Source organism: Paracoccus sp. R12_2 (assembly GCF_017744015.1).
GTDB lineage: Bacteria > Pseudomonadota > Alphaproteobacteria > Rhodobacterales > Rhodobacteraceae > Paracoccus.
Window position 1 is genome coordinate 34,956 of sequence record NZ_JAGHRA010000021.1, and the last position, 15,151, is coordinate 50,106.

Below are 15,151 nucleotides of genomic sequence, written 5' to 3' on the forward strand. Positions count from 1 at the left end.
GGCGGCACCGGTCGTGCGTCGAGCGGCCGTTTTGGGCCGAAGGGCTGTGTAGTCACTCCCGGTTCGTCACGCGACTAGCCGCAGCGCCGCATGACAGGTTCAAGCCCGAAAGGCTCGCTGGATCAAAGACGGTCAGCGAGTATTCGTCGATGCGACTCAGTCGGCTGGCAACATCTGCGGGTTCCAGACCACTTCCCACAGATGCCCGTCGGGATCGGTGAAATACCCTGGATAACCGCCGTAGAATGTATCCTGCGGCGTCCTAATTATCTCGGCCCCCGCGCTCTCGGCCGTGCGCATGATGCCGTCGACATATGCCCGCCGCAGCACGTTTTGTCAGATGCTCACGGCGGTGGAGCGGATCGAATGCTTGGGCAGCCCGGTGTCATGCACTAGGCGCATCCTGCGCCCAGATCGCGAGCTTCAGCCCTACTGAGAGATCGAAGAAAGCGACCGCACCATGCTCGAACTCGCGCCCTATGATGCCGATAGTCGGCAGTCCCCGTGCATCGCGGCAAAGGGAAAGCGAATGCTCGATATCGGCAACGGCAAGTGTCAAAACAGAGATACGTCCATACCCTTTCTATCGGCGTCCGCACGATGCGAACACCTCGATAGGCTCGGGCCGCCACATTCACGATGGAAGGACCCACTGAGCGGGGGCCGGGCCAACCTTTCGGCACCTAACCTGTTTCAGCCAAGACGGCGATAAATGCAGAGTTGCGTGTCGGTCAACGACCGCTTCTCTACTCGGGCATTTGCGTCAAGCTCTATTCCATCTGTTCTCTCGCATGGGATCGATGTCTCTCATCCGGGTCGCGCTTATCTTCGCAGTCTGATCCGGCCCATGATTATTGCGGGCCGTTGCACGCATATGTCGGATTGGCGCTGTAGCACCCCTCTCCGTCTCGCGGTCTTTGGCACATTGGGCGTCATCCACGGACCTCATCCGGCGAGGGTGATCCCGTCGTGGTCGTTGAGGGTGTCTGATCATGCGGTGCCCTCCTACAGCTCACGGCGGAGCTCGGTGCCATCGGTCCTCATGCGATGCATCACGAAGGCACGTGACAGATCGGGATCGGCTTCAAAGAGGGCGCGGACTCCTCCACCGAAGAAGCCTAGATCGACGCGGTGCGGCAAGCGCTTTCGACACCGAGGCTATTCCGCCAGAACCGCAGTATAGCCTCCTCCGCTCGTCGCCCACGCGACAACTGCCAAGCCGAGGGCCACGAGCGAAAGGAGTGCGCCGGCCCAGTTTGGCGAGGACAGGCCGAACCCGGCAGCGATGGTCGCGCCGCCTGCCCAGGCTCCGATCGCATTCCCGAGGTTGAACATGCCGATATTCACCGACGCGGCCATGGTGGGCGCGCCGGCTCGGCTGGCACGCTCCATCACCAGTTTCTGGATCGGGGACACGGTGGCGAAACCGAAGGCTGCCATCAGGAACACCGAGAGCGAAGCCACGGCCGGGCTTTCGACGCCGAGCCAGAAGATGACCAGCACCGCAGCCTGCGCCACAAGCGTCACGAACAACGTTCCGAACAGCGAACGGTCGGCAAAGCGGCCGCCAATCCAGTTGCCGACTACCAGCCCCAGACCGAACAGAACCATGATCCGCGAGACACCCGACTCTGAGAGACCGGTCTCCTCGACCATCATCGGCGCGATATAGGTGATTGAGGTGAAGAACGCGGCAGGGCCGAAGATCGTAATACCCATGGCCAGAAGCACCTGTGGGTCCATGAAGGCGCGCAACTCGGCCTTCAGTGCAATGGCCTTGCCCGCCTCAATCCGCGGCACCAATAGTGCGACGCTCAGCGCGGTGACGAGGCCGATCCCCGCGATCAGCCAGAACACCAGCCGCCAGTCGTAGACCTGCGCAAGCCAGGTGCCGGCCGGCACGCCGATCAGGTTCGCCATGGTCAGCCCCGAGAACATGAAGGCGATGGCGCTCGCCTGCCGATCCCTCGCGACCAGTGACGCAGCGATGATCGAACCGATGCCGAAGAAGGTCCCGTGGTTGAACGCCGTTAGGATGCGGCCCGCCAGCGCGATGGGCAACGAAGGTGCAAAGGCGGTCACGGCATTGCCCAGGGTGAAGATGACGGCGAGGCCGATAAGCATCGTTTTACGTGGAACTTTCGCACCCAAGATGGTCAAGATAGGTGCGCCCACGAACACGCCCAGGGCGTAGGTGGTGGCCATGAGCCCGGCGGCGGGGATGTCGACGCGGAAATCCCGGGCGATCTGCGGCAAGATGCCGGCGACGACGAATTCGGTCAGGCCGATACCGAATGCGCCGATCGCCAGCGCGAACAATGCGACTGGCATGGAAGGTCTCCGATTGCGATGTTTCAACCCGAACAATGTTCGGCTATATTGCCCAGATAAGACATGACGTTCGGAGATAAACCCCATATGGCGGTCTTAGATAAAGAAACAGATGTGGTTCGGCAGGTGCGTCACCATCCGGCCGAACTGGACGCGATCGACCGAAGGATATTAGGCGCGCTGGCCGAGGATGCCTCGCGCAGCTATGCCGAACTCAGCAAGATCGTGCATCTATCCGCGCCGGCCGTGCATGATAGGGTAAAGCGCCTGAAACGCGACGGCGTCATCAAGGGCACCATCGCCGTTCTGGACGGCTGCAAACTCGGCCGCACGCTGCTGACCTTCCTCTTGGTCGACACAAGCAGCTACAAGGCCACACGCGAATTGCTGACCTTCGCAGACAGGCCGGAAGTCGAGGAACTCCACACCGTCGCGGGGGACGGCTGCGTTCTGGTGAAGGTGCGTGCGGCCGATACCGAATCGCTGGAGAACTTCCTGATAGAGATCCAGAGCCTCGAAGGCGTCCGCTCCGTGCGCAGTTACATCGCCCTCTCGACGTTCCTCGAGCGAGGTCCGTCGCCGGATTAGGCGAACGTCCCGGGCACGTGTGGACAGGAGCCAGCCATGCCAGCCAGATGGTGGTTGCTGGGCATTCTCCCACTTGGCAGGCAACTGTTTCCCGCACACAAGGAAATGGTTGGCCCCTGCGGGTGGCTGTGCTGGGCATGTGAACCGTCCAGCGTGCGAATGGGATTCAGGTCAGCAGCAGGGTGGAGATGTTCTTTGACAAGGAGCAACGCGTATTATGGCTTGGGCAAGTTCGCTCGGTCCCGTTCCGCGAGCGAGTCGAACTCGCCGCGCAAAACGGCTACGGGATACTCAGCACATCACCCGCCGATTTCGTCCGCACCGTCGCAAGAGGAATATGGGCCTCAGGCTGGCGGATGATCGCCAGCGATCATGGCGTGACGAGCGTTTCCGCCTGATATTGGAGGATGCCACCGTCGCGCGAGCGAACGCGGTCCTTAAATGTAGCGCGATGCAGAGACCCCAAGCCGGCTGATCAACTCAATTTCTTGAAGGCCGCCTCATTCAAACCGCCACAGGTGTCAACCAAGGTTGATTGGGTGACTCGTGACTGTCGACGACTGCCTCTACGAAGGCCACTCCCTTCAGACCGTCATATGCCAGCGGCAGGTTCTGTCCGAGCAAACCCACCTCCCGCCCCTCTTGATGGGCACGGATAGCTTCAGCGAAACCAGCATACAGGTTAGCAAAAGCCTCAAGATAACCCTCGGGATGCCCTGGTGGTGTGCGAGTGCGAAGTTTAGCATCTTCGGACAAATTGTCAGCGCCGCGCTTGATAAGTCGAACGCACCCGTCCAGAGGCGTAAAGACAAGTTCGTTCGGTTGTTCCTGGAACCACTGTAGCGAGCCTTTATCTCCAAATATGCGCAGACGCACGCCGTTGGAGTTACCAATGGCGACCTGCGAAGACCAAAGGAGGCCTCGCGCACCTCCTTGATAGCGCATCATTACATGCGCGTTGTCATCTAGTGTGCGGCCGGGAACGAAGGTTGAGAGATCAGCAGTTAGGCTTTCCAGCTTCAGCCCGGTAACAAAACCCGCCAGATGGTAGGCATGGGTTCCGATATCTCCGATTGAGCCACCGCGACCATTCTTTTTGGGGTCTGTGCGCCAAGCTGCCTGGGCATTGCCCGACTGCTCGACGGCGTTCGCCATCCATTCGAGCGGATACTCTACTTGCACCGTGCGGATTTCGCCCAACTCGCCATTGCAAATGCGAACGCGGGCCTCATGCACCATCGGATAGCCGGAATAGGTATAGGTCACGCCGACGAAGCGACCGCTGTCGCGGGCAAGCTTTTCCAACGCCACGGCATCCGCCAGCGTCGCGGTCAGGGGCTTTTCGCAGATCACGTCGAAACCCGCATCGATTAGCGCCTTGGCGATCGGGTAATGGGTGAAGTTCGGTGTGCAGATCGCCACCGCGTCCACCTTGTCCTCACGCCCAGCCTCGCCCGCGATCAGTTCGTGATATGTGCCATAGCTGCGCGCTGGATCAAGCCCCTGCGAGATCGCGAAGGCGCGGCCGCGCTCGGGGTCCACATCGAACGCCCCGGCCATCAATTGCCACGCGCCGTCCAGACGCGAGGCAAGCCGGTGAATGTTGCCGATATAGGCGCCCTGTCCGCCGCCCACCATTCCAAGACGCAGAACCTTGCTCATACTTCCCCCAGTCCGAGCATCGCCTGGTTGGCGCCGCGATTGGCGCCGGATTTCACGAAATCGTCGAAGGCGCGGTCCGATACCCGGATGATATGGTCCGCGATGAATTGCGCGCCTTCACGGGCGCCGTCCTCGGGGTTTTTGACGAAGCATTCCCATTCCAGGACTGCCCAACCGTCGAAACCATAGGTGGTCAGCTTGGTGAAGATCGCTCGGAAATCGACCTGCCCGTCACCGGGGCTGCGGAAACGACCTGCGCGCTTGCTCCACGGCTGATAGCCGCCATAGGCGCCGGACTTGCCGTCCGGTCTGAACTCGGCATCCTTGACGTGGAAAGCACGGATGCGGTCGTGGTAGTGGTCGATGAAGGCTAGGTAATCCAGCGCCTGCAGCACGAAGTGGCTGGGGTCATACATGATATTGGCGCGGGGGTGGTTCTTCACCTTATTGAGGAAGAACTCCCAGCTATGGCCGTCGTGCAAATCCTCGCAGGGATGGATCTCGTAGCAGACATCCACGCCATACGTATCGAAATCGTCGAGGATCGGCGTCCAGCGTTTTGCCAGCTCGTCGAATCCCTCCTCGACCAGCCCCTCTGGCCATTGCGGATAGGGGTAGAGATAGGGCCAAAGCAGTGCTCCCGGAAAGGTCACGTGCCGGTCCACGCCTAACCGCTTCGAGGCCCGCGCAGCGTAGCGCAGCTGTTCCTCGGCCCAAGCCCGGCGCGCCGTGGGGTTGCCGCGCACATGTTCAGGTGCGAAGCTGTCCATGATAGCGTCATGCGCCGGATGCACCGCCACGAGCTGCCCGGTGATATGTGAGGCAAACTCGGTGATTGTGAGGCCGTGATCGGCCAGCAGCCCCTTTATCTCGTCGCAATAAGCATCGCTTTCGCCCGCCTGCATCATGTCGATCAGGCGGGTGTCCCAAGTCGGAATCTGGACCCCCTTGAAACCTTTGTCAGCCGCCCATTTCGCAAGGCTTGGCAAGGAATTGTAGGGGGCGTTGTCGGCTGCGAATTGGGCCAGAAAAACGCCTGGCCCCTTGATGGTCTGCATCGTCATGCCTCCAGTTTCGCCGCCGGCACCGGCGCATCGTCGTAGCCGCCATGGATGGACTGGTCGAAGGGGATCACTGCTCCCGTCATCATGCCGCTATCGTCGGAGGCCATCCACAACACGGCGCGTGCGACCTCGGCGGGGTCGAGGATCCGACCGAAAGGCTTCTGCGCAGCAGCACGATCGATGAAATCGGCATCTCCTGTTTCAGACAGCACCAGCGCGCGTTCGTGATCCGAGTTCATCCAGCCGATATCCAGCTGGTTAACATGGATACGATGCCGCATCAGCGCGAAGCCGGCATGGCGGGTCAAAGTCGCCAAGGCCCCCTTTGACCCAGCATACGGCGCGAGGAAGGGCTGACCTACCAGCGCCGACATCGACCCGATATTGACGATGCGGCCTTCGATCCCCTCGCGGATCATTACCTTGGCCGCATCCTGCATCAAGAAGAACGGCGCGCGGGTGTTGACGGCGAACATGCGGTCGAAGAGATCGGGCGTGGTGTTGAGCAAATTGCCACGATCGGTCAAACCGGCGGCGTTGACCAGGATGTCCACGCGGCCAAAACGCTTTTCGGCGGCGGGAATAACAGCCTGCACGTCCGCGATCTTGCCCAGATCGGCAGCGATCATCTCGACCGGGACGCCGGTTGCCTCGGCGATTCCGGCGGCGACCGCCTGCCCTTTTTCGAGGCCACGCCCAACGATCACGACGCCTGCCGCGCCGGCCTCAGCGCTGAGCCGCGCGATGGACGCGCCAAGTCCCTGGGTGCCGCCGGTAACAACAGCGACTTTTCCATCAATGCGGTTCATTTCACCACCTCGTAACCTGCCGACGCCATCACGCGCAGCAGTTCCTTTTGTCCCTTTTTCGCCATATCCAGCGGCGGATTCGCCACCGGGTCCTGCTCGGCCTCGACAACGAACCATCCCTCATAGCCCTTTGCCCCCAATGCAGTGACAATCGCCTCAAAGTCCAAGGAACCATCTCCTGGCACGGTAAAGGCTCCCTTGATCACCGCGTCGAGGAAACTCTCTTGCGACCTATCCAGCCCATCAAGCACCGAACGCCGGGTGTCCTTGGTATGGACATGGCTGATGCGGGCATGGTGATGCTCGATTACTCGCATCACATCGCCGCCGGCAAAGGCCATATGTCCCGCGTCATAGAGCAGCGGCGCCGAGGAATGCTTCATGAAAAGGTCCAGCTCTTCCTCGGTTTCGACCACTGCCGCCATGTGGTGGTGATATGAGATCGGCATCCCCTGCTTTGCGCACCAATCGGAAAAGTCGCTGATCTTGCGGCCGTAGATGGCCATCTCAACCTCGGTCAGCTTCGTCTTGGCGGCCAGTGGCAGGGAACGCATACCCTGGATCGAGCGCGCGGTTTCGCCATAGACGATGCAGGGCGCTCCGGCAGCGATGAAGAACTCCATCTGCTCTGCGATCCGGTCCTTTTCCGCTTCAATGTCGCCGTCCAGTAGCTGCCCCGAGAACCAGCCACCACAGACCGACATGCCATACCGCTCTAGAATTGGACCTAGTTCTGTCATGTTCATGGGGAAGCGGCGCCCAGTCTCCATCCCGGTAAACCCTGCCTCTGAAGCCTGCCGTAGACATTCCTCAAGGCTGACGTCGTCTGACAACTCTTCCAGATCGTCGTTCCACCACGCGATCGGAGCAATCCCAAGCTTGCAGCGCAGCATTTGATCAGACCCCCAGCCGCTGTTTCTGGCGGAATGCGACTTGTGCATCCCGGGCCTTGCGAACGTCGTCGCGCTCCGAGACCTCCGGCACGCCCACATACCAATCAGCACCTCCTGGCGTCCATGCATAGGCGTCAGACGCAATGCAAAGCACGGTTGTCCTGTCGGTGCCTTGCGCCCATTCCATAGCCGCCTCCAGATCCGCAAGGCTGTCGCAGCGTTTGGCATAGGCCCCCATCGATTCAGCGTGCTTGACGAAGTCGACATGTAGCGGATCATGCTTGTTCAGCACGCGGCTGTCCTTGAGCAGGTTGTTGAACCCTGGAATACCGTTGTTCGTCTGCAAGCGATTGATAACCCCGAAACCACCGTTGTCGCAGACCACAACGATCATTTTGTGGCCGGAAAGCACCGAGGAATAGATGTCCGAATTCATCAGCATGTAGGACCCATCTCCGACCATTACGATCGGGGTTCCCTCACCGTCCAACGCCATGGCATGTCCCCAGCCTCCGGCGATCTCGTATCCCATGCACGAAAACCCGAATTCGCAGTCGAAGCTGTGCGCCCCCTTAACCCGCCAGTTCTTGATGGTCTCTCCGGGGAGACCACCGGCGGCGGCAATCATCGTGTCGTTCGGACGCGCGGCCTTGTTTACCACGCCAATCACTTGAGCATAGCTTGGCACGGCGGCGTTCGTCGGAGCCTGACCTTGGTCCACGAGATCGTTCCAGTCGGCGTAAAGGGACTTCGCATGATCCGTATGGGCCGGATCACAGCGCCAGTCACCCAGAGCCTCGTCAATTTCGGTCAACGCCTCAAGTGCATCACCCACCACCGGGAGAGCAAGGTGCTTATAGGCATCAAATCGAGCGGCGTTGATTCCGATAAACTTTGCATCTTGAGCGAAGGTGGACCACGAACCAGTTGTGAAATCCTGAAGCCGTGTGCCGACAGCGACCACAACATCAGCCGCTTCAGACAATTCGCGAGCGGCCTCGGTTCCTTCGATCCCCATCGCGCCAACATAGGCGGGATGATCGTGCAGAACCGCGCCCTTGCCGGCAATCGTTTCAGCCATCGGGATTCCACGAGCTTCGGCGAAGCGCGCCAGCGCTTCCCCTGCGCCGGAATACCTAACGCCTCCGCCAGAAATGATTAGCGGCTTCTTTGCCGCGGTCAGCATTTCCACCGCCGCCTTGATTTGCTCTCGATCGGGTCGAGGGCGCGGAATGGACCAGTCGCGTTCCTCGAAGAATTCAAGGGGGTAATCGTAGGCGATTTCTTGGATATCTTGAGGCAGGCCGATGAACGCCGGGCCACAATCGGCCGGATCTAGCATGGTTGCGATTGCCTGCGGCAACGATGAGATAATTTGCGCGGGATGAGTAATCCGGTCCCAGTAGCGCGAAACCGCCCGGAAGCTATCGTTGACGCTGATCGACGGATTGTTGAAGTGCTCGACCTGTTGAAGAACTGGGTCCGGCAGCCTGTTGGTAAAAATATCCCCGCTGAGTAGCAACACTGGAAGCCGATTGGCGTGCGCCACTCCTGCCGCGGTCACCATATTGGTTGCGCCCGGTCCAATCGAAGTTGCGGCGATCATCATCTGCCGGCGTCTCTTCGCCTTGGCATACGCCACTGCAGCCAGAGCCATCGATTGTTCGTTCTGCCCGCGCCAGGTCGGCAGCTGGTCTTGAACCTGTTCTAGGGCCTCGGAGAGACAGGTCACGTTGCCATGGCCGAAGATGCCGAAGACACCGGCGAACAGCGGAACACGTTGACCGTCGATCTCGGTGAACTGATTACAAAGGTAACGGACAAGGGCCTGAGCCATTGTCAGGCGCACGGTCTTGCGGGTCATCTCGCCTCCTCCTGCGGATGGTGTTTTTCGAACGATACGGAATGATGATTGACAATGCAATAGTTCTGCAATGATTATTGCGAGAAGAGATTGGAAGGAATTCCGGGAGGAGCCCCATGACAGGAATCGCCGTCATTGGCATCGGCCGCATTGGCCGCATGCATGCCGAGAACATCGTCGCCCATCCACGCGCCAGACTGGCGGGTGTCTATGACATCCACGCGGCCGCCGCCGCCGAAGTGGCGGCAAGCCTAAGCGTGCCGCAGTTCGATTCGGTCGAGACCTTGCTGGCATCGCGCGAGGTGGACGCGGTGCTTATCGCCAGTTCGACCGCCACTCATGCTGACCTGATCGAACAAGCGGTCGCGGCGGGTAAGGCCATCCTGTGCGAAAAGCCTATCGACCTGTCGCTTGACCGGGTGAACGCCTGCGCCGCGAAGATCGAGGGCGCCAGGTTGCCGGTCATGTTGGGCTTCGTGCGCCGCTTTGACAGCGGTCATGCCGGGGTGCGGCGGGCCATCAAATCGGGCCGGATCGGCGAATTGCACCAAGTGACCATCATTTCGCGCGATCCAGGCATGGCGCCTGATGCCTATATTCAGGCTTCGGGCGGCATCTTCCGCGACATGACCATCCACGATTTCGACATGGCCCGCTTTATCTTGGACGAGGAGGTGACCGAGGTCGCCGCTACGGGCTCGCGCTTGGTCGATACTGCGCTGATGGAGCGCTACGATGACTACGATACCGTGACGGTGGTATTGAAGACCGCCACCAGCAAGCAGGCGCTGATCACAAACTCGCGCCGTGCCGTCTATGGCTATGACCAACGCGTCGAGGCCTTCGGAAGCGAGGGCATGGCTATCTCCGAAAATCGGACGTTGGATCAGGTCCGGCTTTACGGCGCGGAATTCACCGACCGCGCCGCGCCGCTGAAGAATTTCTTCATCGACCGCTACGCCGACGCCTTCGCCGCCGAAATCGGTGCCTTCGTCGACGCCATCGAGCAAGGCAAGCCGGTGCCAGTCGGGTTCGAGGACGGTAGGCAGGCGCTGATTTTGGCGGAGGCCGCAATCCGTTCCGCCGCTGCAGGCCGCACCATCAAAACTTCGGAGATCGGTTGATGTATTCGCAATTCGGACTTTTCATCGACGGCAGTTGGAGCCGTAGCACCGCCGCCGCAGAGGTGATATCCCCGGTCACCGAAAAGTTGCTTGGGCAGGTGGCCCTGGCCACCCCCGAGGATACGAAAGCTGCGCTGGACGCGGCCGCTCGCGCCCTGCCTAAACTGCGTGCGATGGGCGGATTCGCCCGCGCTGACGCGCTGCACAGGGCCGCCGACGAGATGATTCGCCGCACCGATGAGGCCGCGCGGATGATCGTCTCCGAAACCGGTAAGCCTATTGCGCAGGCCGACCGGGAATGGACCTTGGCCTGCGACCAGTTTCGCTGGTTCGCCGAGGAGGCTCGTCGCATATATGGCCGCATTGTCGAGAGCCGCGTGCCGGGTGGCCGGTTCGAGGTAACGCGCGAACCGGTGGGCATCGTGGGCGCATTCACCGCCTGGAACTTTCCCGCCGCCCTGCCCGCCCGCAAGTTGGCCCCGGCGCTGGCCGCTGGCTGTCCGGTGGTGCTGCGCCCATCCTCGCAGACACCGGGCGTGGCGATGGTGATGGTCGACTGCCTGCGCGCAGCGGGTATGCCCGACGGCGCGGTCAATCTAGTGGTCGGCTCAACCGCGGACACCTATGGGCCGATCATGGCCGATACTCGGGTGCGCAAGGTCAGCCTGACTGGCTCAACCCGCGTCGGCCAGCAGATGATTCGCGACGCCGCCGATACGGTCAAGAAGGTCAGCATGGAACTGGGTGGCAACGCACCCGTGATCGTCTACGATGACTCCGACCTGGAAGGCACGTTGGACCTGATCGTGCCGACCAAGTTCGCCAATTGCGGCCAAGTCTGCGTGACGCCCGACCGGATTTTCGTCCATGACAGCCTGCATGACGCCTTCGTCGAGGGCTTCGTTTCGCGCGCGGCAAAGATCAAGTTGGGCGACGGGCTAGACATGGAAACCGGCATGGGACCGCTCATCAATGGCGGCAGACTGGCCGAGATTGAATCCATCGTCGCGGACGCCATCCGCAGCGGCGCGACGCTCGCCCATGGTGGCAGGCGCCCGGCGCATCTCGACGGCGGCTTCTTCTTCGAACCGACGGTGCTGACCGATGTGACCGACGACATGAGGGTGTTTGCCGAAGAAAACTTCGGCCCCATCGCCGCCATCACCCGCTTTTCGAAGGAAGAAGAGGTGCTGGCACGCGCCAATGCATCCGACATGGGCCTCTCAGCCTATGCCTTCACCCGGTCGCCCGACAGAGCGCGGCGGACGGTGGCGGCGCTGAAGGCGGGCATGGTCGGCATCAACAGCTTTGCGCTTGCCTCGTCGGAGGCACCTTTCGGCGGCACCAACCATTCCGGCATGGGCCGGGAAGGTGGCATCGAGGGAATCGAGGACTACCTCGACACCAAGCTTGCGCAGATCGTGTTCTAGGGGAGGAATCGCGATGTTCATCAACAAGTTAAAACAACACTGGGCCGACGACCGCCCCGCCATCAATGGTTGGTTGTCCATTGGCAATCCTCTGACTGCCGAGATCATGGCGGCACAAGGCTATGATAGCATCACTATCGACGCTCAGCACGGAGCGCTGGACTACAGCGCGATGCTGCCCATGTTGCAAGCGATGCGTGCCTCGGGCGTGACGCCCATGGTCCGCGTGCCATGGCGCGAGCCGGGCGCGATCATGAAGGCGCTAGATGCAGGCGCGCAAGGCATCATCTGCCCGATGGTCAACTCGGCCGACGAGGCGGCGGAGTTCGTCAGCTACATGCGCTATCCACCGCAGGGCCAACGTAGTTTCGGGCCTACCCGCGCCACCTTCGCATATGGCGGCTATGGCGTGGCGGCAAACGAGCAGCTGCTTGCGCTGGCCATGGTCGAGACTCAGCAGGGCATGGACAATCTTGAGGCCATCGCAGCAACGCCCGGTCTCGACGGCCTCTATGTTGGTCCCGCAGACCTGACACTTGGCACACAGGAAGGTCGTCTGCCCCCCGCCTTTGACCGCGAAGAGCCCGAGATGATCGCGCTGCTTCAGCAAATCAAGGATGCCTGCAAGACGAACGGCATTCGTGCCTGTCTTCACTGCGGCTCTCCGGAGTATGCCGCGAAGGCTATTGGTTGGGGGTTCGACCTGACCACGGTCGGCGGCGATACCCGCCTATTGGCCGGCGCGGCCAGTGCCACGGTTGCGACTTGGCGCAACCTGACCGGTTCCGCCCCCGCCTCCGCAACGAAAGGAGCCTATTGATGCCGCATCTTCTTGTTGCTGGAAAACTTCATCCTGCGGGAGAAGCGTTGCTGCGTGAACTCCCCGCCCGCGGTATAACCGTGGATTATGTCGAGGAAATCTCGGAACCTTCCTACGCGCCGCTGATAAAAAAGGCCGATGCGCTGGTGATCCGCACCCAGCCGCTGTCTGCTGCCACAGTGGCGCTCGCCGAGAAGCTAAAGGTCGTCTCGCGACATGGCGTTGGATACGATGCGGTCGATCTCGACGCGCTGAACGAGCGCGGCATTGCTCTGTCCATCGTCGGCGACGTAAACTCGATCTCGGTTGCCGAGCATGCGATGATGCAATTACTGGCCGGCGCCAAGCGGGTGTTGCTGGCTGACCGCGCGGTGCGAGAGCCCGGCCGATGGGGCTGGCGCAACCGGCTGGAACAGCAGGAAATCTCAAGTAAAAAGCTACTAATCATTGGCTATGGCCGCACCGGACAACGCCTTGCCCGCATGGCCGCGGGGTTTGAGATGACGATTCGTGCCCATGACCCCTATCTTTCGCGCAAGGGTTGGCCGGAAGGCCCAGTCGCCGAAGTCGCCGATCTGGACGAGGGTTTGCCTTGGGCCGATTGCATCTCGATTCATGTGCCCAGAGCCGACAGGCCGGTGCTAGGGGCAAGGGAGATCGCACTAATGAAGCCGGGAGTAGTTCTAGCAAATACGGCGCGCGGCGGCGTGGTGGACGAAGTGGCGCTTGCCGAGGCGCTTGCCTCGTGCCAAGTCGGTGCCGCAGGCGTCGATGTGTTCGACGAAGAGCCACCCGAGAGTTCGCCCTTGTTCGGCCAGCCGACTGCAGTTCTGTCTCCCCACATTGCCGGACTGACCGCCGAATGTGGAGAACGTATGGCCATCGCATCCATACAGAACGCACTCGACTATCTGAACGGCACGGTTGATCCAGGCCTCATCGTCAATCCCACATTCGCCTATGTTTGAGAAACTGCGTTACCGGTTCAGCATTTTCTGTGAGCAAGTCCGACAGGCAACGCTTCTTTGTTACGGTGGTGGAGCAATTCTGACGGACTTGGCACAACGCCTTGAGCAGGATCTGCCGGAGCCTCGAGATGGTTATCGACCGCGGCCTGCGCACCCTCAAGTTGAATTCTCCTCAATCGGCTCACGTGTCCGCGATTTAGATGGCACTTAAGCCCACCTCAGGTTCAAAACGGATAAAATTCATGTCTGACAAACCCCTCATTCGCATCGGTCTGATCGGCACCGGTTTCATGGGAAAGGCCCATGTTTTCGGCTTCGCCAGCGCCCAAAAGGTCTTCGACCTGCCATATCGTCTGGAACTGCATACCGTCGCCGATGTGAACACTGAAGCCGCCGCCCGCGCGGCCGCCGATTTCGGCTTTGGTCACGCCACTGCCGATTGGCGCACAATGATCGAAAACCCTGACATTGACGTGATTGATATCACCGCCCCAAACTCGCTGCACAAGGAGATGGCGTTGTCCGCGATTGCAGCTGGCAAACACGTCTACTGCGAAAAGCCGTTGGCTCCGCTTACTTCGGATGCGCGTCAGATGGCGGACGCAGCAACCGCCAAGGGAGTTAAGACTCAAGTCGGTTTCAACTATCTCTGTAACCCCATGCTGCGGCTTGCGCGTGAGATGATCGGGGCGGGCGAACTGGGAGAAATCCGTGGCTATCGCGGGCTGCATGCCGAGGATTATATGACCAATCTCGACGATCCCTGGAGTTTCCGGCATGATCCGTCGGGTGGTGGAGCGTTGGCCGATATCGGCAGCCACGCGTTGGCCACGGCTGAATTCCTGCTCGGCCCGATCGCTGAGGTGATGGGTGATTGTATCACGATGATCAATCAGCGCCCTGATGGAAAGGGGGGCATGCGTGCCGTGACCGTGGACGATGTGGGCCGCGCATTTCTGCGCTTCGCGAATGGGGCGCAAGGCTCTATCGAGGGAAACTGGATTGCTACCGGTCGGAAAATGCAGCATGACTTTGAGGTCTATGGCACGAAGGGCGCGTTGGCCTTCAGCCAGGAGCGCTTCAACGAGTTGCACTTCTATTCGACCGCAGACGCGCCCGGTCGGCGCGGCTTCCGCCGCCTTGAAGCGAGCCCCGACCATCCACCCTATGGTCGCTTTTGCGTGGCCCCCGGCCATCAGATCGGCTTCAATGACCTGAAGGCAATCGAGATCGAGGGCTATCTGCGTGCCATTGCGGGCGAGATCCCCGAGCCTTTCGGCTTTGCGGCCGGTCTGCGTATCCAGCGGTTGGTCGAGACAATCCAGCGCTCTTCCGCCGCGCGGCAGTGGATGGCTATAACAGCCTGAGAGGAGACATCCGTCTACCTGCTGTGGCACAAGGATGGGGCCGACATCGCGTCTATCCGTGTTAGCTCGGCTGTTCGCCGAGCACCGACCTTCGAGAGAAATAGGCATGTTTCAGAAAATCCTTGTGGCGAACCGTGGCGAGATTGCCATTCGGGTCATGCGGGCGGCGAACGAGCTGGGCAAGCGCACGGTCGCGGTCTTTGCCGAGGAGGACAAGCTGGGCCTGCACCG

15 protein-coding genes are annotated in these 15,151 nt (G+C 60.8%); 8 read left to right on the forward strand and 7 right to left on the reverse strand.

Going from position 1 to position 15,151, the window contains the following annotated elements; genetic code table 11:
• Positions 1–156 precede the first annotated feature (156 nt).
• Positions 157–300: a VOC family protein gene (locus J7359_RS18110; protein WP_209058741.1), complete on the reverse strand. Its 144-nt coding sequence runs from the start codon at positions 298–300 to the stop codon at positions 157–159.
• Positions 301–1,158: 858 nt separating this feature from the next.
• Entirely contained in the window at positions 1,159–2,331 is a 1,173-nt protein-coding gene (locus J7359_RS18115; RefSeq protein WP_209058744.1) for an MFS transporter, read from the reverse strand.
• A gap of 63 nt (positions 2,332–2,394) precedes the next feature.
• Between J7359_RS18115 and J7359_RS18120 the strand changes: the two genes are divergently transcribed.
• On the forward strand, positions 2,395–2,919 hold the full coding sequence (locus J7359_RS18120) for an Lrp/AsnC family transcriptional regulator (RefSeq protein ID WP_247740514.1): 525 nt from the start codon (positions 2,395–2,397) through the stop codon (positions 2,917–2,919).
• Positions 2,920–3,107: 188 nt separating this feature from the next.
• The gene (locus J7359_RS18125) at positions 3,108–3,317 is read left to right on the forward strand and encodes a hypothetical protein (RefSeq protein WP_209058747.1); all 210 of its coding nucleotides are present in this window, start codon (positions 3,108–3,110) and stop codon (positions 3,315–3,317) included.
• A gap of 106 nt (positions 3,318–3,423) precedes the next feature.
• Here the strand turns inward: J7359_RS18125 and J7359_RS18130 are convergent, their stop codons facing one another.
• The 5 genes from J7359_RS18130 to iolD are packed head-to-tail and all read right to left on the reverse strand — an operon-like array spanning position 3,424 to position 9,211.
• Entirely contained in the window at positions 3,424–4,557 is a 1,134-nt protein-coding gene (locus tag J7359_RS18130) for a Gfo/Idh/MocA family oxidoreductase (protein ID WP_209058837.1), read from the reverse strand.
• Positions 4,558–4,577: 20 nt separating this feature from the next.
• Complete coding sequence (locus J7359_RS18135; RefSeq protein WP_209058749.1) at positions 4,578–5,639, reverse strand: sugar phosphate isomerase/epimerase; 1,062 nt, start codon at positions 5,637–5,639, stop codon at positions 4,578–4,580.
• Positions 5,640–5,641: 2 nt separating this feature from the next.
• Complete coding sequence (locus tag J7359_RS18140) at positions 5,642–6,454, reverse strand: SDR family oxidoreductase (protein ID WP_209058751.1); 813 nt, start codon at positions 6,452–6,454, stop codon at positions 5,642–5,644.
• Complete coding sequence (gene iolE / locus J7359_RS18145; RefSeq protein WP_247740515.1) at positions 6,451–7,347, reverse strand: myo-inosose-2 dehydratase; 897 nt, start codon at positions 7,345–7,347, stop codon at positions 6,451–6,453. The genes J7359_RS18140 and iolE overlap by 4 nt, the downstream gene beginning before the upstream one ends.
• Before the next feature lie 4 nt (positions 7,348–7,351).
• Positions 7,352–9,211, reverse strand: coding sequence for a 3D-(3,5/4)-trihydroxycyclohexane-1,2-dione acylhydrolase (decyclizing) (iolD, locus tag J7359_RS18150; protein WP_209058754.1), 1,860 nt, complete (start codon positions 9,209–9,211; stop codon positions 7,352–7,354).
• A gap of 116 nt (positions 9,212–9,327) precedes the next feature.
• Between iolD and iolG the strand changes: the two genes are divergently transcribed.
• The 6 genes from iolG to J7359_RS20070 form a co-directional block, all read left to right on the forward strand.
• On the forward strand, positions 9,328–10,335 hold the full coding sequence (gene iolG / locus J7359_RS18155; protein ID WP_209058776.1) for an inositol 2-dehydrogenase: 1,008 nt from the start codon (positions 9,328–9,330) through the stop codon (positions 10,333–10,335).
• Entirely contained in the window at positions 10,335–11,765 is a 1,431-nt protein-coding gene (locus tag J7359_RS18160) for an NAD-dependent succinate-semialdehyde dehydrogenase (protein WP_209058778.1), read from the forward strand. The genes iolG and J7359_RS18160 overlap by 1 nt, the downstream gene beginning before the upstream one ends.
• 13 nt (positions 11,766–11,778) lie before the next feature.
• The gene (locus J7359_RS18165; RefSeq protein ID WP_209058792.1) at positions 11,779–12,585 is read left to right on the forward strand and encodes an aldolase/citrate lyase family protein; all 807 of its coding nucleotides are present in this window, start codon (positions 11,779–11,781) and stop codon (positions 12,583–12,585) included.
• Positions 12,585–13,553, forward strand: a complete 969-nt coding sequence (locus J7359_RS18170; RefSeq protein WP_209058795.1) for a hydroxyacid dehydrogenase — start codon at positions 12,585–12,587, stop codon at positions 13,551–13,553. The genes J7359_RS18165 and J7359_RS18170 overlap by 1 nt, the downstream gene beginning before the upstream one ends.
• 242 nt (positions 13,554–13,795) lie before the next feature.
• Positions 13,796–14,920, forward strand: a complete 1,125-nt coding sequence (locus tag J7359_RS18175; protein WP_209058798.1) for a Gfo/Idh/MocA family oxidoreductase — start codon at positions 13,796–13,798, stop codon at positions 14,918–14,920.
• Between the two features lie 106 nt (positions 14,921–15,026).
• Positions 15,027–15,151, forward strand: a 125-nt coding sequence (locus J7359_RS20070; RefSeq protein ID WP_247740256.1) for a biotin carboxylase N-terminal domain-containing protein, incomplete at its 3' end; no start/stop codon positions are given.